Here is a 19716-nt window from a genome sequence, read left to right on the forward strand (position 1 = left end):
GGGAGCGGGGGCGGGGATCTTGTACTCCTCGGTGAGCGTGGTCATCGGGCCGGGCCACGTGGCCTGGGCGACCTCGATCGGCTTGTGCCGCTCGTCGTAGGCGACGTGCAGCAGGTGCAGTACCGGGGTGTCCGGGCGGATCTGGAGGATCTCCGACTCCTCCCGGCTGGGCTGGCGGGCGCTGATCGTGTCGGTGGCGGTGACGTACCGCCGGCCGATGACCTCCTCGGCCTCCTGGTAGAGCGGCCGGCCGAACGCCTCGGCCCGCTCCAGTGACGTGCCGGCGGTGTCGGCGGGCAGGAACCACGACGCGCCGACCTCGACCGGGGCGTCGTCGGTGCGTACCAGGTGCCGCCGGCAGAGCAGCTCGGTGCCGTCGGCGACGCCGAACGCGTCGGCCACCTCGGCCGGGGCGGGGGAGCGGCCGACGGAGACGAGCTGCTGGCGGTACCGGGCGGCCAGGTCGGTGTGGTAGCCGCGGAAGCCGCCGTACCGGCCCCGGGACAGGCGGTTGAGGCGGCGGCGGGTGCCCCGGACGTACGTACCGGAGCCGGGTTTGGTGATCAGGATGCCCTCGACCCGCAGCTGGTCGACGGCGCGCTGCACGGTCTGCTTCGCGACGCCGAACATCTCGGCGATGGCCGGGATGGACGGCAGCCGCTCGCCCGGACCCCAGTCGCCGCGGCGCACCTGGGCCTTGAGCTGCGCGGCGATCTGCCGGTGCGGGAACTCGGCCGCGCCCGGGTTGATCTGCATGCCCGCCTCCTCAGAACAGCTAGGTTCCTAGGATGCCCTAGAGGCTGTGACCGCGCCACCCCGGACACGAAGAAGCCGGGCCCCGATCCGAGACCCGGCTTCAGCAGAGCGGGAGAGCTACCAGGAGCCGGCGGTCGGCCCGGCGGAACCGCCGCGGCGGCGCAGGTACTTCTCGAACTCCTGGGCGATCTCGTCCCCGGTCAGCGGGGTGATGCCCGCGTCGCCGACCCGTTCCTCCAGCTCACGCACGTACTCGCCGAGTTCGGCGTCCTGCTCGGCGGCGCTGCGCACCCGCTGCTCCCACTCGGCGGCCTCCTCGGCCAGGTCGGCCATCGGCACCGGCAGGTCGAGCACCTCCTCGACCCGGTGCAGCAGGGCGAGGGTGGCCTTCGGGCAGGGCGGGTTGTTGGCGTAGTGCGGCACGTGCACCCAGAACGACACCGCGTCGACCTCGGCCCGGGTGCAGGCGTCGTGCAGCACGCCGACGATGCCGGTCGGCCCGTCGTACCGGGTGGGGGTGAGCTGGTAGCGCTTGGCCGCGTCGGCGTCCGACGCGCTGCCGCTGATCGGCAGCGGCCGGGTGTACGGCACGTCGGCCAGCAACGCGCCGAGCAGCACCACCCGCTCGACCTCCAGGCTGTGGCAGATCTCCAGCACCTGCTCGCAGAACGTCCGCCAGCGCATGCTCGGCTCGATGCCGCGGATCAGCACCACGTCCCGTTCGGTGCCCTCCGGACTGGCCACCATGAACCGCGTGGTGGGCCACTCGACGCGCCGGGTCTCGCCGTCGGCCATGGTGATCGTCGGGCGGCTCACCTGGAAGTCGTAGAAGTCCTCCGGGTCCAGCTCGGTCACCTCCCGGGCCTGCCAGACCTGCTCCAGGTGTTCCACGGCGGCGGTGGAGGCGTCGGCGGCGTCGTTCCAGCCCTCGAAGGCCGCGATGGCGACCGGCGAGCGCAGTACCGGCAGCCCGTCGAACTCGGTCACGCCGTCACCTCACCCTGCTCGTCGGGCGCGGCGCCGCCCCGTCGCACTGTCGCACCCCTGTTGTCCTTCACGTCCGTCAGCCTACGTGCCGCCGCCGGGCCCGGCCCGTCGGCCGCGCCGGTCGCCGGGCCGGACCACCCGGGCGAACCGGAGGAAAGGTGTACGCCGGCCCGGTGGGCAGTATGTGGGAAGGCCCGGTTCGGGTGACTCTGCCGCACTCGGGCGCACTAACCTGGGGCATGTGCCTATTTCGTTGCGTGACCTGCTGGCCGATCGGATCCTGATCGCGGACGGCGCGATGGGGACGATGCTCCAGGCCGCCGATCTCACCCTCGACGACTTCGACGGCCTCGAAGGCTGCAACGAGATCCTCAACGTGACCCGGCCGGACGTGGTCCGCGGCGTGCACGACGCCTACCTGGCCGCGGGCGCGGACTGCGTGGAGACCAACACGTTCGGCGCGAACCTGCCCAACCTCGCCGAGTACGGCATCCCCGGCCGCATCCGGGAGCTGTCCGAGGCGGGCGCGCGGATCGCGCGGGAGGCCGCCGACGCGTACGCGACGCCGGAGCACCCCCGGTTCGTGCTCGGCTCGATGGGCCCGGGCACCAAGCTGCCCACGCTCGGCCATGCGAGCTACGCCTCGCTGCGCGACGCGTACCAGGAGAACGCCGCCGGCCTGATCGCCGGCGGAGCGGATGCGCTGATCATCGAGACCTGCCAGGACCTGCTCCAGGTCAAGGCGGCGGTGGTCGGGTCGAAGCGGGCCCGCGCCGAGGCCGGCCGGGACGTGCCGATCATCTGCCAGGTGGCGGTGGAGACCACCGGAACCATGCTGCTCGGCAGCGAGATCGGCGCCGCGCTGACCGCGATCGAGCCGCTCGGGGTCGACCTGATCGGGCTGAACTGCTCGACCGGCCCGGCGGAGATGGGCGAGCACCTTCGCTACCTGGCGCAGCACTCCCGGATCCCGATCTCGGTGATGCCGAACGCCGGCCTGCCGGTGCTGACCGCCGACGGGGCGTACTTCCCGCTCAGCCCGGACGAGCTGGCCGACGCGCTGGAGCAGTTCGTCACCGACTACGGCGTGGCCCTGATCGGCGGCTGCTGCGGCACCACCCCGGAGCACATCCGGGTGCTGGTGGAGCGGCTGGGCGGGCGCGCGCCGGTGGCGCGGGAGCCGAAGCCGGAGGCCGGGGTCTCCTCGATCTACCACCACGTGCCGTTCGCCCAGGACGCCAGCATCCTGATGGTGGGGGAGCGGACCAACGCCAACGGCTCGAAGGCGTTCCGCGAGTCCATGCTCGCCGGGGACTGGCAGGCCTGCGTGGAGGTCGCTCGCAGCCAGGCCCGGGACGGCTCGCACCTGCTGGACCTCTGCGTCGACTACGTCGGCCGCGACGGCACGCAGGACATGCGTGAGCTGGCCGGCCGGTTCGCCACCGCCTCGACGCTGCCGATCGTGCTGGACTCCACCGAGCCGGCCGTGATCGAGGCCGGGCTGGAGATGCTCGGCGGCCGGTGCGTGGTCAACTCGGTCAACTTCGAGGACGGCGACGGCCCCGACTCCCGGTACGCCCGGGTCATGCCGGTGGTCAAGGAGCACGGCGCCGCCGTCGTGGCGCTGCTCATCGACGAGGAGGGCCAGGCCCGCACCCGGGAGTGGAAGGTACGGGTGGCGTCCCGGCTGATCGACGACCTGACCGGCCGGTGGGGGATGCGCCGGGAGGACATCCTCATCGACGCGCTGACGTTCCCGATCGCCACCGGGCAGGAGGAGACCCGCCGCGACGGCATCGAGACGATCGAGGCGATCCGGGAGATCGCCGCGCGCTATCCGGGCGTCAACTTCACCGCCGGCATCTCCAACGTGTCGTTCGGCCTCAACCCGGCGGCCCGGCAGGTGCTCAACTCGGTGTTCCTGCACGAGTGCGCCCAGGCCGGGCTGACCTCGGCGATCGTGCACGCCAGCAAGATCCTGCCGATGTCGCGGATCCCGGACGAGCAGCGCGAGGTGGCGCTCGACCTGGTGTACGACCGCCGCCGCGAGGGCTACGACCCGGTGCAGCGGTTCATCGAGGCCTTCGAGGGCGTGGACGCGGCGTCGGCGCGCGCCACCCGGGCCGAGGAACTGGCCGCGCTGCCGCTGGACGAGCGGCTCAAGCGGCGGATCATCGACGGCGAGCGCAACGGCCTGGAGGCCGACCTGGACACCGCGATGGCGCAGGGGCGTACGCCGCTTTCCATCATCAACGACCTGCTGCTCGACGGCATGAAGGTGGTCGGCGAGCTGTTCGGCTCCGGCCAGATGCAGCTGCCGTTCGTGCTCCAGTCCGCCGAGGTGATGAAGACCGCGGTGGCCTACCTGGAGCCGCACATGGAGAAGACCGACGACGACGGCAAGGGCCGGATCGTGCTCGCCACGGTGAAGGGCGACGTGCACGACATCGGCAAGAACCTGGTCGACATCATCCTGTCCAACAACGGCTACGACGTGGTCAACATCGGCATCAAGCAGCCGATCAACGCGATTCTCGACGCCGCCGAGGAGCACCGGGCCGACGCCATCGGCATGTCCGGCCTGCTGGTCAAGAGCACCGTCATCATGAAGGAGAACCTGGCCGAGATGGCCTCCCGGGGCGTGGCCGAGCGCTGGCCGGTGCTGCTCGGCGGCGCGGCGCTGACCCGCGCGTACGTCGAGGACGACCTGCGGTCGATCTACCCGGGTCAGGTGCACTACGCCCGCGACGCGTTCGAAGGGCTGTCCCTGATGGACCGGGTGATGGCGGCCAAGCGCGGCGGCGCGCCGGTGGTCGACCCGGAGCGGGAGGCGGCACTGGCGGCCCGCCGGGAGCGCCGCGAGCGGCAGCGGGCGCAGGTCCGCGAGGCGCTGCCCGAACTGGACGACGCGTCGGTCCGCTCCGACGTGGCGGTGGACGTGACCGTGCCGAAGCCGCCGTTCTTCGGCACCCGCGTCGTCAAGGGCGTGCCGCTGGCCGACTACGCGGCCCTGCTGGACGAGCGGGCCACGTTCCTGGGCCAGTGGGGCCTGCGCGGCGCCCGCGGCGGCAAGGGCCCGTCGTACGAGGAACTGGTCGAGACCGAGGGCCGGCCCCGGCTGCGGTACTGGCTGGACCGCCTGATCTCCGACCAGGTGCTGGAGGCGGCCGTGGTGTACGGCTACTTCCCGGCGTACTCCGAGGGCAACGACCTGGTGGTGCTGGACGAGAACGGGCACAGCGAGCGGGCCCGGTTCTCCTTCCCCCGGCAGCGCCAGGAGCGGCGGCTGTGCCTGGCCGACTTCTTCCGGCCCAAGGGCGACCAGCTCGACGTGGTGGCGTTGCAGCTGGTCACCGTCGGGCAGCCGATCAGCGAGTACACGGCGAAGATGTTCGCCGGCAACGAGTACCGCGACTACCTGGAGGTGCACGGCCTGTCCGTGCAGCTCACCGAGGCGCTGGCCGAGTACTGGCACCGGCGGATCCGGGCCGAGCTGGTGCTGCCCGGCGGCGGCACCGTGGCCGACGACGACCCGGCCGACCTGGCCGGTCTGCTGCGCACCGACTACCGGGGCTGCCGGTACGCGTTCGGCTACCCGGCCTGTCCGGACCTGGAGGACCGGGCGAAGATCGTGGAGTTGCTGGGCGCGGAGCGGATCGGGGTGCAGTTGTCCGAGGAGTTCCAGTTGGTGCCGGAGCAGGCCACCGACGCGATCGTCGTGCACCACCCGGAGGCGAACTACTTCAACGCCAAGTGACGCCGCCGGCGTGAAGGCATCATGCCGACTGGGACCGTTCCTTGCGCGGTAGCGGCGGAAGCCCGGGCTCGATGACGTCGAGGTCGTCGTCATGAATCACGGCCTCGGGTTCGTCTGCTCTCAGTTGCTCGCGGAGTGCGCGATAGAACTCCTGTAGAGCGTCATTGAGCCTGCTTATCGGCGGCACGGACGGGTACTGCTCGGCTCGCGGGTCTCGGTTCTCTTCTCCTTGGACCCGCACCGCATACGCATGATGGATGACGGCTCGAGCGGCCCGTTGCACCCGTGGACTTCCGAGAAGCCTGAGTTGTTCACACGTGAGGCGCATGGTGTGGTGTGCCTCGTCGAGCGCCCTTCTGCGTTCCTCCTGATTCTCGCTTCGAGAGAAGCGCTCGGCGTGGTGCCGGAGGGTCCGAGTCGAGGCGGCGAACGACTCGCCATGTTCGAGTAGAGCGGCGTCCCAACGTGCACGGATGTCGGCTGCCATCAGCTGTTTGTTCGTCTTTGTGACGGCATAGGCCCCCAGTGCCGCCGCAATGAGACCACCGACGAACGAGAGCAATGCCGCAAGCCACTCCATCCGCTGATGCTAGCTACGGAGCGGCCTTGCGACCGCAGCCCCGCCGGCTGTCGACAGTGGTCGACTCCAGCAGTGGCTGTCGATGCTGGTTGTGGCGGCCACGGCCACATCACAGCGCTGAGCACAGTCCCGGCAGCGGAAGTACGTGCAAACGGACGCCCCCGGGGCCTGCGTTGTCGCTAAGACCCCGCGGCTTCCGCTCCCTGTCCGCCTCCGGGGCATTCCTCAGGCGGGGCGTACGCACGGATGGTGCCGTTGTGGCGTGCGACTTCTCCCTCAGCAGTGAGGGCTACCAGGCGTTTGCAGACGGGGCACCGGCCCCGCTGCTGATGCGAGCGCTGAGTCACCTTGCCTCCTCGGGGTAGGTCGTTGCGCGTCTTTCGTTCTCGCTGTCGACTCGCGAGGTGTGGGCCGACTGCGGACCCGAGCGCGGCGCTGACGCACGCGGGGACGGTGGCGAGGATCAGGACGACGGCGTCACCGGCGAAGCTGTGGTGGGGCGAGTTCAGCCATGTGCCGGCGTAGAAGCCGGCCAGCAGTGCAAGGGCAGGCATGAACCACCTGCCGTCCTGACGGCCGGACAACAAGCCGACCAACAGCCCGGCGCTGCCGAGCCCGACCACCATCACGAGGAGGGCAGTGGGGGCGCGTTGTAGCGATCCGCCGGCACCGGCCGAAAACCAACCCGAAGTCGATCCGAGCACGACCGCCAACGCGGGTAACCATGAACGGCTGCCGGATCGCATAGCCGGACCGTAGCAACACGCTGGCATTGCCCGTCGTGCCGCGAAGCCGGTCGACAGCGTCAACCAGCCCGACCGCCGCGCGCGGCAGAGAAAGCGCACCGATCAGCGCAGAGTCGCACCCGCGAGTCGTCGCACCGTCCGAGCCCGGGATCCGAGGCCGGATGGATGTACCGTCCACGGCCATGAGTTATGCCCTGCTCTTCCTTCCTCGAAGCGGCGACCAATCCTGGGAGGACGCCCTGAACGCGGCGGAAGAGTCCGACAGCGCAGAGCGTCCGAGCGGCGAGGTGTGGGCCCGACTGGTTGCGGCGTCCCGGCAGGTACTCGGTGAGGTTTCCGTCTTCGAGGGCGCCCACAACTACGAGCTGACCCACGAGCCGACCGGGATCCAGCTCAGCTACTACGCGGAAGAGGCCGGGATCACGGTGCCCTTCTGGTACCGAGGCGACGATGCCCGCGCAGTCGTCGCGGCGATGTACCAACTCGGCGAAGTGGTCCAGGCGGTGACGGGCCTACCCGGGTACGACCCTCAACTGGAGCTGCCGTTGTCCGATGCTCTCGCGCAGCCCGAGCTTGCCGTCGGTGTCTTCGATGAGGTCGCGGCGTCCTTCGCAAAACGCGGGATCTCCAGCCCCAGCAACGGCTGATCGGCGGCGTCCACACCGATGAGGTCACCACACGGAACGCAGGCTGTAGGTGACACTTGGGGCGTGCGGAGGCCTCTGGGCGACGGTTGGTCGGTCGAGCTTCCGGCTCCTGCTGTTCATGTAGCCACTGACGAGCGCGGGGCGCCCGCCGGGATGGCGGACGCCCCGAAGGATCGACGTGCCGGTCAGCCGATCAGCGTGACCGTGTAGTCGTACGTCGTCCCGGTCACCGAGTACGTCGCGGTCTGCCCGTTCTCGCAGTACGACACGAAGCTGCTCGGGGTCCGTTGCGCTCCGGCCACCGCGTCCACCACCGGCCGGACGTCGGACCCGACCGGCAGGGCGGTGGTGGTGAGATCGATCGTCCGCGACTGGTTGATCGGGTACGTGTCGGTGTTCGCCGTCTCCAGACCGTTGCTCGCCTGAACACTGAAGGACATCACGAAGGCGGCGTTGTTCACCACGGCGATGCGCTGAACGCAGGGTTCGGCCTGCGCGCTGGCCGTGGAGGCCGTGGCCAGCGCGGATGCGCCGGCGGCGAGCGTCCCGACGAGTGCGGCTCCGACGAGCCTGGCGCGGAAGGTCATGGTGTCACCTCTCGGTCTACGTGACGCCGGGCGCCGACTGGCGGCGCCCGGCGTGTGGTCCGTATCGAAGTTCCCGAACGTTTTTGATCGAACCCTGTAGATCGCATCATTCTGCGGCGGATCGACGACTCCCGGTCGGTCCGGCGGCGTGGCCGGTGCCAGACTGAGGGATCGATTCCGATGGCGTGCGAGCGTCCCGGCGCGAGGAGTCCGAGGTGCTGAACTCCGCCTGTCCTTCTGCCGTCCACGCGGCCGGAGCCGGCCTGCCACCGTTGGCGGACTCGGATCTCGGCCCCGGCGCGACGTACTTCACCTTCGTCGTCCTGTCCGGTATGTACCTCGCTCCGATTGTCATGTTCGTGCTCGGAGCCTTCTGCGCTGCGGGCAGTCCGCGCAACCGCCGGGTCAGCACTGCTGCCGCGATCGTGGTCGTCCTGTTCTACGCGTTGTCGCTGCTCGGCAGTGCCTTCACGTGGCCCGAACTGGAGCACCAGGGAGAACCGAGTGAGACTCTGTGGCTGATCGTGATCGGTTGCGGCGGCTTCCTGGTGCTGCCCTGGCTCGTCGCGTTCGGCGGCGCCAGGGTGGCCAACCGCCGTTCCGGAGTCACGGCCGAGTAGCCGTCACGCTTCTCGCGGAGGGCCGGCCCGCAGGCTTCGCGTCAGGGCGGGGATCATCACCGCCGCCGCGACCAGGTGCAGCCCGACCAGGGCGATGACGGTCGGTGCAGCAGCCCCGACGACGAACGGCGGCACCATCGACAGCGCGGTCAGCGCCACCGCCGTCCACACGAACCGCCGCGCGGGACGCGCGCTGAACCGCAGCAGTACGGCGGCGATGACGACGCCCACGAGCGAGAAGAACCCGGTCACCACGGCGAACCCGCCCAGCGGGATGGTCTCGCCGCCGCCGTCGGGGATCTCGAAGTCCACACCGGCGCCGCGGGCCAGCGCGGCCGCGAGCGTGGTGACCACCATCGCGGCGAGCGTGGCGACCAGGCCGGTGACGGCGAGCCGCCGGAAGCCGTGCGGACGGCGCACTGTGACGGCGGTGTCGGTGCTGCTGATCATGTCGTTCCTCCGAGCTTCGAGGTGAGGAGTGAGGATCCGTACCGTCGCGGTACGACGGCCGGGGTTGTGCAGCGCGCGTACGCCGGTGCCGCGCAGCCAGAAACCGGCGTCGCGGCGGAGGACCGGCCCGGGAGTGCCGTCGCGCAGCTCCAGCTGCACGCGTCCGCGCGTGACGACGCCGTACGCGTGCTGCCACTGGGCCGCGACCACCGGAACGCGCGCGCCGCCGGGCAGCGCGAGCGTCCGCGCGGGCACTACGGCGTGCGGTCGGCCGGGAGGCGCTCCGGCAGCCCGAGTCGCGGGAACTGGTCGGCGTGGAACGTGAGGATCTCGGTGATCGCCCCGCCGGTGACGCGCAGCGCGTCGACGGTGAGCGGCAGGTACGCGCCGTCGCTCTCCTGCCACAGGTAGAACGCGACGGCGGGCTGCCGGTTCACGGCGGTGGGCACGGCCCGCATGCTGCCTAGGCTCTCGAAGCCGTCCGCGACCCAGTCGGCGACCACCGCGTCCCGGCCGATCTGCAGGCCCGGGGTGGGCGGCATCGAGCAGCGCACGTCGTCGCGCAGCATGGCGGCGAGAGCACCGACGTCCTTGGCGACGGCGGCGTCGGTGAAGCGGCGTACCAGCTCGCGGGTCCGGGTGTCCGTCTCGTCGCCGGTCCAGTCCTGCCGCTGGGCGGGCAGGTGTTCCCGCATTCCGGCGCGGGCGCGCTGCAACGCGCTGTTCACCGAGTTGACCGAGTCGCCGAGCAGCTCCGCGACGTCCTTGGCGGGCCAGCCGAGCACGTCGCGCAGGATCAGCACGGCGCGCGGGCGCGGTGCCAGGTGCTGCACGGCGACCAGGTACGCCAGCTCGATCGTCTCCCGCGCGACAGCGACCGTCTCCGGCTCGTCCGCGCCGGCCGCGGGCAGCTCGTCGAGTAGCCGATCCGGGTAGGGCTGCAGCCACCGCACCTCGCCGCCGGTCGCGGGCTCGGGCCGGCACCTGGCGAGCAGATCCAGGCAGGCGTTGGTGGCGATCCGGTACAGCCACGCCCGGAACGTCGAGCGTCCGGCGAACGTCTCGCGCCGCCGCCAGGCCCGCAGGAACGTCTCCTGGACGGTGTCCTCGGCGTCCTCGAACGACCCGAGCATCCGGTAGCAGTGCACGTGCAGCTCCCGCCGGTGCCGCTGCGCCAGCCCGGTGAATACCGGCTCGTCCATCTCGCCCAGACCGCTCACGCCCAGCTCCTGCAGCCGCGTGTCCGCACCCATGAGGTCATCCTTCCGCGTCGTCGTGTGTCGTCGTAGGTGTGACGGGTACGGGCGCGGAAACTCATCACGAGCGCCGGTCGCCGCGGTCCCGCACGTGACCCGCGGGACTACCGTGAGCGCCGTGCAGTTCTCGATCGACCGCGACTCCGTCTGCATGGGCGACGACGTCGATTCGCACCGCGTGACTCTCGACGTGCGCCCCCATCGGACCCTCGGGTCGCTTCTGGCGCAGGCCCTGCGCAAGTACCGCCTGGCCTCCGTCGGCGGCGAGGTCTCCTGGATCGCCGAGGTCACCTACGGCGGTTACCGGCGCGACGAGCGCGGCTTCGTGCACCCACCGGTGAGCCACGCGCTCGCGCTGCTGCACGTGCCGTATCCGGAGGGCGAGACGACGATCATCCCGTTGAGCGACTACTTCCTGGCCATGTCGTTGCGGGAGATGGCGGAGCGGGCCGGCGGGGCCGAGGTGACTCTCAACTTCCACTATCTGAGCGAGGGAGCCCGCTGGCGTCCGGAGGAGTTCATCGCCCGGTACAAGTGACGGCGAACGGTCAGCCCGTCCGCGGCGCGTACATGATGACGGCGACGCCGACCAGGCAGATGGCCGCGCCGACGAGGTCGTAGCGGTCGGGCCGGAACTTGTCGACCACCATGCCCCAGGCGAGCGACCCGGCGACGAAGACGCCGCCGTAGGCGGCGAGGATGCGGCCGAAGTTCGGGTCCGGCTGGAACGTGGCCACGAACCCGTAGGCGCCGAGCGCGATCACCCCGGCGGCGATCCAGAGCAGCCCACGGTTCTCCCGCCAACCCTGCCACACCAGCCAGGCGCCGCCGATCTCGGCGAGCGCGGCGAGCAGGAACAGCAGGATGGACCGGACGACAGTCATGCGTCAGACCGTAGCCGGGTCGTGGTCCGAACCGGCGAAGGGCAGCGGGCAGCGAGGGCTGCCCGCGCAGGTGATCAGGTCGTCGCAGCCGGCCGAGATCGCCTCTCGCAGCGTGTCGCGGACGGCGGTGAGGTCCGCGAGCCGTCGCTCCACCTCGGCGAGCTTGTCGTGGGCCCGGGTCCGCAGGCCGGCGTCGTGCCGTCCGGCCGCCAGCAGGCCCGCGACCTCGGCGAGGGTGAAGCCGAGACGTTGCGCGGCCTTCACCACCCGCAGCAGGGTGACCGTCTCGGCCGGATAGAGCCGATGCCCGCCCGGCGACCGCCGGGGCGCGGCCAGCAGCCCGCGCCGCTCGTAGTAGCGCAGCGTCTGCACGTTGACCCCGGCCGCGTCGGCGACCTGGCCGCTGCGCAGCTCCGGCTCGCCCATCACCGGCCCCGCGCGGCCGTCGCCCGCAGGGCCAGGGCATCGAGTACGGCGACACGGTTCGCCGGAACGCGAATGTCGAGCGTCAGCGTGTCGCCGCCCGGGCGCGCGAGGTCGAACGTGAAGAAGGAACAGCACGCGGACTCGCGGGCGATCAGGTCGCGGGCCACCGGTTCGGCGCGGCCGTCGAGACGCAGCCGCAGGTGCCCGGCGGACAACCGGTCGGCGCCGCGCAGCGCGTCGCGGAACAGCCCGTCGAACTCGGCCAACCGCAGCGGCCGCTCGGTGGTCGGCAGCGTGCAGGTGTCGGGCACCCAGGAATCGTCGGTCACCTCTCGACGGTAAGCCCGTACCCGGGTACCGGATGCAAGCCCGCACCGGGAAGAAACACGCGCGGTATGGTCGCGGCATGCGGACGCCCGGATGCCGCTGATGAGCCTGCCGCTGATCCCCGCCACGCCCGCCGGCCCAGCGCCGGCCCGCCGCGCGCTGCTCACCCGCCGGGTACGGCTGCTGGTCGCCGCGACGATCACCTACAACGTGATCGAGGCGGTGGTGGCGCTCGGCGCCGGCACCGTCGCTTCCTCGACCGCGCTGATCGGTTTCGGCCTGGACTCGGTCATCGAGGTGGCTTCCGCGACGGCCGTGGCGTGGCAGTTCGCCGGCCCGGACCCGCAGGCCCGGGAGCGGGTAGCGCTGCGCGTCATCGCGGTGTCGTTCTTCGCGCTCGCCGCGTACGTCACAGTCGAGGCGGTACGGGCGCTGCTCGGCGGCGCCGAGGCCGCACACTCGCCGGTCGGGCTGGTGCTCGCCGGGCTCTCGGTGATCGTGATGCCGGTGCTGTCTGCCGCGCAGCGGCGCGCCGGCCGTGAACTCGGCTCCCGGTCGGCGGTGGCCGACTCGAAGCAGACGCTGCTGTGCACGTACCTCTCGGTGGTCCTGCTCGTCGGGCTGGCCCTCAACGGCCTGTTCGGATGGTCCTGGGCCGATCCGGTCGCGGCGCTGGTGATCGCCGTGGTCGCGGTCCGCGAGGGCCGTGACGCCTGGCGTGGCGACACCTGCTGCGCCACCTGCGGCCCGGTCGGCCCGCAGGCGTGATCACCGGCCGCGACCTGCGGCGACGTCGGGAATACGGCTGTGCTCGGCGGCCCGGCGGACTACCGTCACCGGAGTACGGGCCGGCGTGGGTCAGGCGCGCCGCGTCCATGCCCGCGCCGTCGGAGTTGACGTGGCGGAAACGCCCGCGGACGAGCATGGGTACGACGAAAGGGGCGGACATGACCGACGAGGTGACGTCGCAGGTCCCGCCGGAACCGGCTCCCGTGCTGACCACCACGCCCGCCGGCACGGGCCCGGTCGGGCCGCCGAGCAGCCTGGACCTGTGGGCGCGCGCCCAGGTGCTGCACCGCTGCTTCGGCGACGACGACGGCGAGCCGCACATCATGCGCGGCCTGGACTGACCGCGCCGGTCAGCGCACCGTCACACCGGCCCGCGCCAGCGGCTCCCACCACGACGCGAGGTCGGGAACAGGCTCGGCGTGGGACGTGGACTCCGCCAGCCGCCGCCGTTGCTCCGCGCTCGGCGCCGGTGAGACGGTGGCGCCGTCGCCGACCAGCGCGTACCGGCGGCCGTCGACGGTGAGCAGCATCGTGCCGAAGATCGTTCCCCGGGCCTCGACCCGGCCGGCGAGGGCGGCGAACACCTCCGCGCCGTGCCGGTCGCAGGCGCGCAGCCGGCCCTCGTCCAGCGTCAGCAGCACCGGCACGCAGCGCATGCCGTTCCAGAGGCTGCGTCGCCAGTAGACGATTCCCGCGTACGGCGGCTCCACGACGCCGACCGTACCGCTCCCGTGGCCGGTGAACGTTTCCCGGCGGCCGTGCGTGTGAGCCGGTGAGCATCACCGGCGTCCGCCGGGGGTACTGCTCCGGGACACGGGTGCGACAACCGGGAGGTCATGGTGGGGGACAGGGCGGGACGTCAGGGGCGCGGACCGATCGCCGGGCTGGTGGTGGCCGCGCTGGTGGCGGCCGGCTGCATGGCCGGCGGCTACGACCAGGGCGAACCGCAGCAGCCCGCACCCCCGCGCAGCGCGCAGCCGGAGTCGCAGACCACCCGGGCGGACGGCACGACGAGCGTGGCCGAGTTCAAGCAGGACATCCAGGACGCGGTCCGGCTGGCCGAACGCTACTGGGCGGAGCAGTTCCGTGCCTCCGATCAGCGGTTCACCCCGATCCGGCGGGTGGTGCCCTACAGCCGCGAGGGCGAGGTGGCCTGCGCCGGGCAGGGGCTGCCGCGCAACAACGCTGTCTACTGCTCGGCCGGTGACTTCATCGCCTACGACGTGAACTGGTCGGTGGCGGCGTTCCGGCAGATCGGCGACGCGTTCCTGTTCTACCTGCTCGGCCACGAGTACGCCCACGGCATGCAGGTGCGGCTGGGCATCCGCTACAACTTCACCATCCAGCAGGAGCTGCAGGCCGACTGCATGGCCGGGGCGTACCTCGGGGACAGCGTCCGTTCCGGGGCGCTGGAGCTGGAGGACGGCGACCTGGAGGAGTTCCGGGAGGGGCTGCTCGCGGTCGGCGACGACCCCGACCAGCCGTGGTTCGCCGAGGGCTCGCACGGCACCGCCGAGCAGCGCAGCGACTCGTTCTTCCGCGGGTACGAGAAGTCGCTCGGCGCCTGCGGCCTCGGGTGATGCCGCGGGTCACCCCGGTCGGGGACGGTGACGGGCGCACCGGACGCGACTGGCAGGATCGGCGGGGTACGCGTACCGAAGGAGGCCCCCGCTGAGCAGCCCACACCCCGCCGCCGTGCTCTTCGACATGGACGGCACCCTGGTCGACAGCGAGAAACTGTGGGACGTCGCGTTGCAGGAACTGGCCGCCGTGTACGGCGGTGTCCTGTCCGAGGACGCCCGCCGCGCGATCGTCGGCACCGGGATGGCCGACGCGATGCGGATCGTGCACGACGACCTGGGCCAGCCGGAGCGGGACGTGCAGGCCAGCTCCGACTGGATCAGCGCCCGGATCCTGGAGCTGTTCCGCACCGGGCTGCAGTGGCGTCCCGGCGCGCTGGCGTTGCTGCGCGCGGTACGGGAGGCCGGCATCCTCACCGCGCTGGTCACCTCCAGCGGCCGGTCCCTGGTCGAGGTGGCCCTGGACACGCTGGGCCGGGACAGCTTCGACGCGGTGGTCTGCGGCGACGAGGTGGACGCGGCCAAGCCGCACCCGGAGCCGTACCTGACCGCCGCGCGTCTGCTGGGCGTGCCGGTCGAGCGGTGCGTGGCGATCGAGGACTCACCGACCGGCGTGGCGAGCGCGCTCGCCGCCGGGGCGGCGGTGCTGGCCGTGCCGGCCGAGGTGCCGCTGGCGCCCGCCGACGGCGTACACCAGGTGGAGAGCCTGACCGCGGCGGACCTGGAGCTGCTCGCGGCGCTGCTCAACCGATAGCGAAAGGGCCCCTCTCGACGAGAGGGGCCCCTTCTGGTTGCGTCAGTCGTGGGCGATGGCGCCCAGGACGTTGATCCGCGCGGCGCGGATCGCCGGCAGCACCGCGGCGACCACACCGATGATCGCGGCCAGGATCAGGAACGTCACCATCTGACCCCAGGGCAGGATCAGGTCGGTGATGCCCTCGTCCTTGAGCGCCTCGACCACCGCCGCGCCGAGACCGGCGCCGACCACCACGCCGAGCAGCGCGCCGAAGATGGAGATCACCACCGCCTCGACCGTGATCATGCGCATGGTCTGGGCGCGGCGCAGGCCGATCGCCCGCAGCAGGCCCAGCTCCCTGGTTCGTTCCAGCACCGACAGCGCGAGCGTGTTGATGATGCCCAGCACCGCGATCACGATGGCCAGCGCCAGCAGGATCTGGATCATCTGGAGCAGGGAGTCCAGCTGACCGGTCTGCTGCTCGATGAACGCGGCCCGGTCGGCCACCGACACCTCGGGGCTGTCCGCCAGCAGTCGCTCGACCTGCGGCTGCACGGCGCCCACCGACGTGCCGGGGGCGAGCTGGAGGAAGCCCTGGATCGGCTGCGGGATGCTGAAGTCCGCCGCGGCCTGCGGCGGCAGCGTCACCGGGTTGGTCAGCTGCGAGCTTTCGTAGATGCCGCTGACCGTGTAGGTGCGGGCCTCGCCGCGGGACAGCTGCACCGGCACCGTCGAGCCGACGGCGAGGTTGCGTGCCTTCGCGGTGTCCGAGCTGACCAGCATCTGGTCCGGCGCCAGCCGGCTGATGTCACCGGCGGTGGCCTTCGCCCCGAAGATCTGCTGGAGCGCGGCCACGTTGCTCGACACGGCCACCCAGGTCCGCTCACCGCCGACCACCGCCATGTCGCCGTACTCACCGGAGACCAGCTGCACGCCCGGGATCGCGGCGGCCTTCTCCAGCACCGCCGGGTCGAAGCTCGCCGGGCGCGGCCCGGTGGTGGACCCGGAGATCACCAGCTCCGCCTTGATGGTGTCCTCGGCCAGCTTGCCGATGCTGCCCTTGGCCGAGTCCAGGATCACCGTCACGCCGGTGACCAGGGCGATGCCCACCATCAGGGCGGCGGCGGTGATCGCGGTGCGGCGCGGGTTGCGGCCCGAGTTGAGCCGGCCCAGCTTGCCCGGCACCGACCAGGAGAACATCGCGCCCAGCAGCGAGACCACCGGCCGGCTGATGATCGGCGTCAGCAGCGCCACCCCGATGAACGCGAACAGCACGCCGCCGAGGATGGTCGCCAGGGTGCTGTCGCCGGCGTGCCCGCCGAGACCGAGGAAGAGCAGCACCGCGCCGATGCCGGTGACCACCGCGCCGCCGATGGTGACCTTGGTGAGCGGCCGGTCCGGCGTGGCGACGTCCTGCATCGCGGCGATCGGCGGGATGCGCGAGGCGCGCAGCGCCGGCAGCAGCGCGGCGATCACCGTGATCAGCATGCCGACCGCGAACGCGCCGATCACCGCCGAGGCCGGCACGCCCAGCCCGGCCAGGGTGAGACCTCCGGCGAGCTGACCGAACAGGTACGCCAGCAGCGCGCCCACGCCGATGCCGGCGGCGAGCCCCAGCACCGAGGCGATCAGGCCGACCGCGAGCGCCTCCAGCACCACCGAGCCGATGACCTGCTTGCCGCTGGCCCCGATCGCCCGCATCAGGGCCAGCTCACGGGTGCGCTGGGCCACGATGATCGAGAACGTGTTGAGGATCAGGAACGTGCCGACCAGCAGCGCCACCGCGGCGAACCCGAGGAGGATCTTGTTGAAGAACGACAGCCCTTCCTTGAGGCCGGCCGAGGCGTCGGCGGCGAGCTGCTCGCCGGTCTTGACCTGGTAGTCGGCGCCAAGCGTGCGGGCCACCTCGTCGCGCAGCGCCTCCGGCGTGGTGCCGTCGGCGGCCTGGACGCTGACGTTGCTGAACACGTCCGGCTTGCCCAGCATCAGCTGCTGCGCCACCGGGGTGGTGAAGTAGACCTCGTTGGCGCCACCGATCGAGTCCCGGCCGCCGCTGTAGCCGAACACGCCGACGAGCGTGAACTCCTTCTTCGGGGCCAGCGTCAGCACGCCGACCCGGTCGCCGACCTTGACCTTGCCCGCCTCGGCCAGCGCGGTGTTGATCACGATCTCGTCGTCGGCCTGCGGCGCGCGGCCCTCGCGGATCTCCACCAGGTCGCTCTCACCGAGCCAGTTCTGGCCCAGCTGCGGCGGGCCGAACGAGGTGACCACCTTGCCGTTGCTGCCGATCATGCGGGCGCCGTCGGCGGCCACCACGCCCTCGGCGTCGGCGACGCCGGGCACCGCCTTGATCCGGTCGAGCACCGACGCCGGCATCGGGGTGCTCAGCGGCATGCCCTCCGCGGTGGAGACGTCGATCTTCGGCTTCGCCTCGACGCTCACGTCGACCTCGGCGTACGCGTCGGCGAAGACCGCGTCGAAGGACCGCCCGAGCGTGTCGGTGAGCACGAACGCGCCGGAGACGAACATGACGCCGAGCACCACCGCCAGGCCGGACAGCAGCAGGCGCAGCTTGCGCGCCAGCAGGCTCTTGAGCGTTGCCCGCAGCATCAGTTGCCCACCTCGACCGGGGCGTCCAGCTTCTTCATCGTGTCCAGCACCGTCTCGGCGGTCGGCTCGATCAGCTCCGAGACGATCTGCCCGTCGGCGAGGAAGACCACCCGGTCGGCGTACGCGGCGGCGGTCGGGTCGTGCGTGACCATCACGATGGTCTGGCCGTGCTCGCGTACCGAGTTGCGCAGGAACTTGAGCACCTCGGCGCCGGAGCGGGAGTCCAGGTTGCCCGTCGGCTCGTCCGCGAAGATCACCTCGGGGCGCGCCACGAGCGCCCGGGCGCACGCCACGCGCTGCTGCTGGCCGCCGGAGAGCTGCGCCGGGCGGTGCCCGAGCCGATCCCGCAGCCCGACCGTGTCGATCACCGTGTCGTACCAGGCCGGGTCGGGCTTGCGCCCGGCGATCGACAAAGGCAGCAGGATGTTCTCCTGCGCGGTGAGCGTCGGCAGCAGGTTGAACTGCTGGAAGATGAAGCCCACCTTGTCCCGGCGCAGCTTCGTCAGGCCCGCGTCGTTGAGACCGGTCACCGTCGTGTCGCCGATCATCACGGTGCCCTTGGTCACCGTGTCCAGACCCGCGAGGCAGTGCATCAGTGTGGACTTCCCGGAGCCCGACGGCCCCATGATCGCGGTGAACCGGCCGCGTTCGAACTCGGCGCTGACCCCCCGCAGCGCGGCGACCTGCGCCTCGCCGCTGCCGTACACCTTCCACACATCGTTCGCCCGGGCCGCGGCCTGCTCTCGGCCTACCGTCGCGGTCACGTCATCTACCTCTTCCGTATGTCGCTCTCATGCCGCACCGCCCCCGCTGGCCGGTGCGGCGGAATCCATCCTCGGGGTCGCGAGCCCGAAAGCCCTCAGACCTGGGGTGGAATCCGTGCCGATCTTCCGGTGAGGGTCGACCCCCATCCGGGCTCAGGGTGACCCCTGACCGGAAGGCGACGCCGACGTTAGGGCCTCACCTGGCGTGATGGTCAACACATCAGCCCCGCCGCTGGTCACGGTAGGTGACCCGCGCCACCTCAGCCGCCGGGACGGACCAGGCCCGTCTCGTACGCGAGCACGACCGCCTGCACCCGGTCGCGCAACCGTAGCTTCGTGAGCACATGCCCGACATGGGTTTTCACAGTCGTCTCGCTGACCGACAGCACCCGGGCGATCTCCGCGTTGGACAGTCCGCGCGCCATGTGGGTGAGCACCTCGCGCTCCCGGTCGGTCAGCGGTTCCAGCGCCCGCGCCGGCGCGGCGGCCGGGTCCGGCAGCACCTGGGCGAAGCGGTCCAGCAGCCGGCGCAGGACGCGCGGGGACATCACCGCGCCCCCGGCGGCCACCGTGCGGATCGCGGCCACGAGGTCCTCGGCCGGCACGTCCTTGGTCAGGAAGCCGCTCGCCCCGGCCCGCAGCGCCCCGACGACGTGGTCGTCCTGCGCGAACGTGGTGAGCACGAGTACGCGTACCGGCAGCCGGGCCGACACGATCGCCCGGGTGGCGGCCACCCCGTCCAGGCGCGGCATCCGGATGTCCATCAGCACCACGTCGGGCAGCAGCCGCCGGGACAGCTCCACCGCCTCCACGCCGTCGCCGGCCTCACCCACCACGTCGAGGTCGTCCTCCGCGCCGAGCACCATCCGGAATCCGGTACGCAGCAGCGGCTGGTCGTCGGCGAGCAGGACCCGCACCGGCCGGGACACGGCGCCCTCGGTCATGCGTCCCCCTCGTCGTCCGGGCGGCGGTCCGGCCGGCGCCGGCGCCCACCCGGCGTGGGACCGGCCAGCCGCACCCACGGTAGAGGGCACCGGCCGCCCGCACCCCGACCAGGCCGCCCCGTTCCCGCAGGATGGCCGCACCCCGCCTCGCCCGCGCCGCCCCGGTCGCCTCATCGCCCGGCGATCATGAAGTTGACTGGCGGGAAATCGCTTCCCGAGGCAGCCAACTTCATGATCGCCGCGTCCGTGCCGCAGTGCTGCGGGTTTGGG

The 19716-nt window shown here is 71.7% G+C and carries 21 protein-coding genes; 8 read left to right on the top strand and 13 right to left on the bottom strand.

Features of this window, described 5'->3' with window-relative positions; all coding sequences use genetic code 11:
* Together F8279_RS23485 and F8279_RS23490 are read right to left on the bottom strand one after the other, a co-directional pair.
* On the bottom strand, positions 1-756 hold a 756-nt coding region (locus tag F8279_RS23485), incomplete at its 3' end, for a GntR family transcriptional regulator (protein WP_151501083.1).
* A gap of 117 nt (positions 757-873) precedes the next feature.
* On the bottom strand, positions 874-1743 hold the full coding sequence (locus F8279_RS23490; RefSeq protein ID WP_013286081.1) for a PAC2 family protein: 870 nt from the start codon (positions 1741-1743) through the stop codon (positions 874-876).
* 241 nt (positions 1744-1984) lie between these two features.
* On the opposite strand from F8279_RS23490, the gene metH reads away from it, so the two are divergent.
* Positions 1985-5500 carry a methionine synthase gene (gene metH, locus F8279_RS23495; RefSeq protein WP_192580754.1) on the top strand — a complete coding sequence of 1172 codons (3516 nt, stop codon included), beginning with the start codon at positions 1985-1987 and terminating at the stop codon, positions 5498-5500.
* 19 nt (positions 5501-5519) lie between these two features.
* Here metH and F8279_RS23500 read toward each other — a convergent pair whose 3' ends face one another.
* Complete coding sequence (locus tag F8279_RS23500) at positions 5520-6080, bottom strand: hypothetical protein (protein ID WP_151501084.1); 561 nt, start codon at positions 6078-6080, stop codon at positions 5520-5522.
* A gap of 928 nt (positions 6081-7008) precedes the next feature.
* Here F8279_RS23500 and F8279_RS23505 point away from each other — a divergent pair.
* A complete protein-coding gene (locus tag F8279_RS23505) occupies positions 7009-7473 on the top strand; it encodes a hypothetical protein (RefSeq protein WP_151501085.1) in 465 nt (154 codons plus the stop codon).
* Positions 7474-7658: 185 nt separating this feature from the next.
* Here the strand turns inward: F8279_RS23505 and F8279_RS23510 are convergent, their stop codons facing one another.
* Positions 7659-8060: a hypothetical protein gene (locus tag F8279_RS23510; RefSeq protein WP_091428042.1), complete on the bottom strand. Its 402-nt coding sequence runs from the start codon at positions 8058-8060 to the stop codon at positions 7659-7661.
* 215 nt (positions 8061-8275) lie between these two features.
* Here F8279_RS23510 and F8279_RS23515 point away from each other — a divergent pair, with 215 nt between their 5' ends.
* Entirely contained in the window at positions 8276-8680 is a 405-nt protein-coding gene (locus F8279_RS23515; RefSeq protein ID WP_091428191.1) for a hypothetical protein, read from the top strand.
* Positions 8681-8683: 3 nt separating this feature from the next.
* On the opposite strand, the gene F8279_RS23520 is transcribed toward F8279_RS23515, so the two are convergent.
* Together F8279_RS23520 and F8279_RS23525 are read right to left on the bottom strand one after the other, a co-directional pair.
* Entirely contained in the window at positions 8684-9385 is a 702-nt protein-coding gene (locus tag F8279_RS23520; RefSeq protein WP_151501086.1) for a DUF6069 family protein, read from the bottom strand.
* A complete protein-coding gene (locus F8279_RS23525) occupies positions 9385-10383 on the bottom strand; it encodes an RNA polymerase subunit sigma-70 (RefSeq protein WP_151501087.1) in 999 nt (332 codons plus the stop codon). Before F8279_RS23525 ends, F8279_RS23520 begins: the two co-directional genes overlap by 1 nt.
* 121 nt (positions 10384-10504) lie before the next feature.
* Here F8279_RS23525 and F8279_RS23530 point away from each other — a divergent pair, with 121 nt between their 5' ends.
* Positions 10505-10924, top strand: a complete 420-nt coding sequence (locus F8279_RS23530) for a hypothetical protein (RefSeq protein WP_151501088.1) — start codon at positions 10505-10507, stop codon at positions 10922-10924.
* Positions 10925-10934: 10 nt separating this feature from the next.
* Here the strand turns inward: F8279_RS23530 and F8279_RS23535 are convergent, their stop codons facing one another.
* The 3 genes from F8279_RS23535 to F8279_RS23545 are packed head-to-tail and all read right to left on the bottom strand — an operon-like array spanning position 10935 to position 12025.
* The gene (locus tag F8279_RS23535; protein WP_091428051.1) at positions 10935-11270 is read right to left on the bottom strand and encodes a YnfA family protein; all 336 of its coding nucleotides are present in this window, start codon (positions 11268-11270) and stop codon (positions 10935-10937) included.
* A 3-nt stretch (positions 11271-11273) separates the two neighbouring features.
* Entirely contained in the window at positions 11274-11696 is a 423-nt protein-coding gene (locus F8279_RS23540; protein WP_091428054.1) for a MerR family transcriptional regulator, read from the bottom strand.
* Positions 11696-12025, bottom strand: a complete 330-nt coding sequence (locus F8279_RS23545) for a hypothetical protein (RefSeq protein ID WP_151501089.1) — start codon at positions 12023-12025, stop codon at positions 11696-11698. The genes F8279_RS23540 and F8279_RS23545 overlap by 1 nt, the downstream gene beginning before the upstream one ends.
* A 100-nt stretch (positions 12026-12125) precedes the next feature.
* On the opposite strand from F8279_RS23545, the gene F8279_RS23550 reads away from it, so the two are divergent.
* Complete coding sequence (locus F8279_RS23550; RefSeq protein WP_151501090.1) at positions 12126-12791, top strand: cation transporter; 666 nt, start codon at positions 12126-12128, stop codon at positions 12789-12791.
* 179 nt (positions 12792-12970) lie between these two features.
* On the top strand, positions 12971-13153 hold the full coding sequence (locus tag F8279_RS23555; protein ID WP_013286093.1) for a hypothetical protein: 183 nt from the start codon (positions 12971-12973) through the stop codon (positions 13151-13153).
* 9 nt (positions 13154-13162) lie between these two features.
* Here F8279_RS23555 and F8279_RS23560 read toward each other — a convergent pair whose 3' ends face one another.
* Positions 13163-13522, bottom strand: coding sequence for a hypothetical protein (locus tag F8279_RS23560; protein WP_151501091.1), 360 nt, complete (start codon positions 13520-13522; stop codon positions 13163-13165).
* A 129-nt stretch (positions 13523-13651) separates the two neighbouring features.
* Here F8279_RS23560 and F8279_RS23565 point away from each other — a divergent pair, with 129 nt between their 5' ends.
* Both F8279_RS23565 and F8279_RS23570 read left to right on the top strand, forming a co-directional pair.
* Positions 13652-14392, top strand: coding sequence for a neutral zinc metallopeptidase (locus F8279_RS23565; protein WP_151501094.1), 741 nt, complete (start codon positions 13652-13654; stop codon positions 14390-14392).
* A 115-nt stretch (positions 14393-14507) separates the two neighbouring features.
* The gene (locus F8279_RS23570; RefSeq protein WP_151501092.1) at positions 14508-15146 is read left to right on the top strand and encodes an HAD family phosphatase; all 639 of its coding nucleotides are present in this window, start codon (positions 14508-14510) and stop codon (positions 15144-15146) included.
* Between the two features lie 42 nt (positions 15147-15188).
* On the opposite strand, the gene F8279_RS23575 is transcribed toward F8279_RS23570, so the two are convergent.
* The 3 genes from F8279_RS23575 to F8279_RS23585 form a co-directional block, all read right to left on the bottom strand.
* On the bottom strand, positions 15189-17738 hold the full coding sequence (locus F8279_RS23575) for an ABC transporter permease (protein WP_091428066.1): 2550 nt from the start codon (positions 17736-17738) through the stop codon (positions 15189-15191).
* Positions 17738-18502, bottom strand: coding sequence for an ABC transporter ATP-binding protein (locus F8279_RS23580; protein WP_091428068.1), 765 nt, complete (start codon positions 18500-18502; stop codon positions 17738-17740). Before F8279_RS23580 ends, F8279_RS23575 begins: the two co-directional genes overlap by 1 nt.
* A 260-nt stretch (positions 18503-18762) precedes the next feature.
* Positions 18763-19446 (bottom strand): response regulator transcription factor, encoded by a 684-nt coding sequence (locus tag F8279_RS23585; protein ID WP_091428071.1) that lies wholly within the window; start codon positions 19444-19446, stop codon positions 18763-18765.
* Between the last annotated feature and the right edge of the window lie 270 nt (positions 19447-19716).

Origin of the sequence: Micromonospora sp. AMSO1212t, from assembly GCF_008868145.1 — a bacterium.
GTDB lineage: Bacteria > Actinomycetota > Actinomycetes > Mycobacteriales > Micromonosporaceae > Micromonospora > Micromonospora tulbaghiae.

What these genes read in the sequence shown, in the direction of transcription:
- F8279_RS23535 (WP_091428051.1), bottom strand. Translation starts at nt 11,270, where the DNA reads ATGACTGTCGTCCGGTCCATCCTGCTGTTCCTGCTCGCCGCGCTCGCC.
- F8279_RS23505 (WP_151501085.1), top strand. Translation starts at nt 7,009, where the DNA reads ATGAGTTATGCCCTGCTCTTCCTTCCTCGAAGCGGCGACCAATCCTGG.
- F8279_RS23555 (WP_013286093.1), top strand. Translation starts at nt 12,971, where the DNA reads ATGACCGACGAGGTGACGTCGCAGGTCCCGCCGGAACCGGCTCCCGTG.
- F8279_RS23540 (WP_091428054.1), bottom strand. Translation starts at nt 11,696, where the DNA reads ATGGGCGAGCCGGAGCTGCGCAGCGGCCAGGTCGCCGACGCGGCCGGG.
- F8279_RS23510 (WP_091428042.1), bottom strand. Translation starts at nt 8,060, where the DNA reads ATGACCTTCCGCGCCAGGCTCGTCGGAGCCGCACTCGTCGGGACGCTC.
- F8279_RS23500 (WP_151501084.1), bottom strand. Translation starts at nt 6,080, where the DNA reads ATGGAGTGGCTTGCGGCATTGCTCTCGTTCGTCGGTGGTCTCATTGCG.
- F8279_RS23550 (WP_151501090.1), top strand. Translation starts at nt 12,126, where the DNA reads ATGAGCCTGCCGCTGATCCCCGCCACGCCCGCCGGCCCAGCGCCGGCC.
- F8279_RS23585 (WP_091428071.1), bottom strand. Translation starts at nt 19,446, where the DNA reads ATGACCGAGGGCGCCGTGTCCCGGCCGGTGCGGGTCCTGCTCGCCGAC.
- F8279_RS23575 (WP_091428066.1), bottom strand. Translation starts at nt 17,738, where the DNA reads ATGCTGCGGGCAACGCTCAAGAGCCTGCTGGCGCGCAAGCTGCGCCTG.
- F8279_RS23525 (WP_151501087.1), bottom strand. Translation starts at nt 10,383, where the DNA reads ATGGGTGCGGACACGCGGCTGCAGGAGCTGGGCGTGAGCGGTCTGGGC.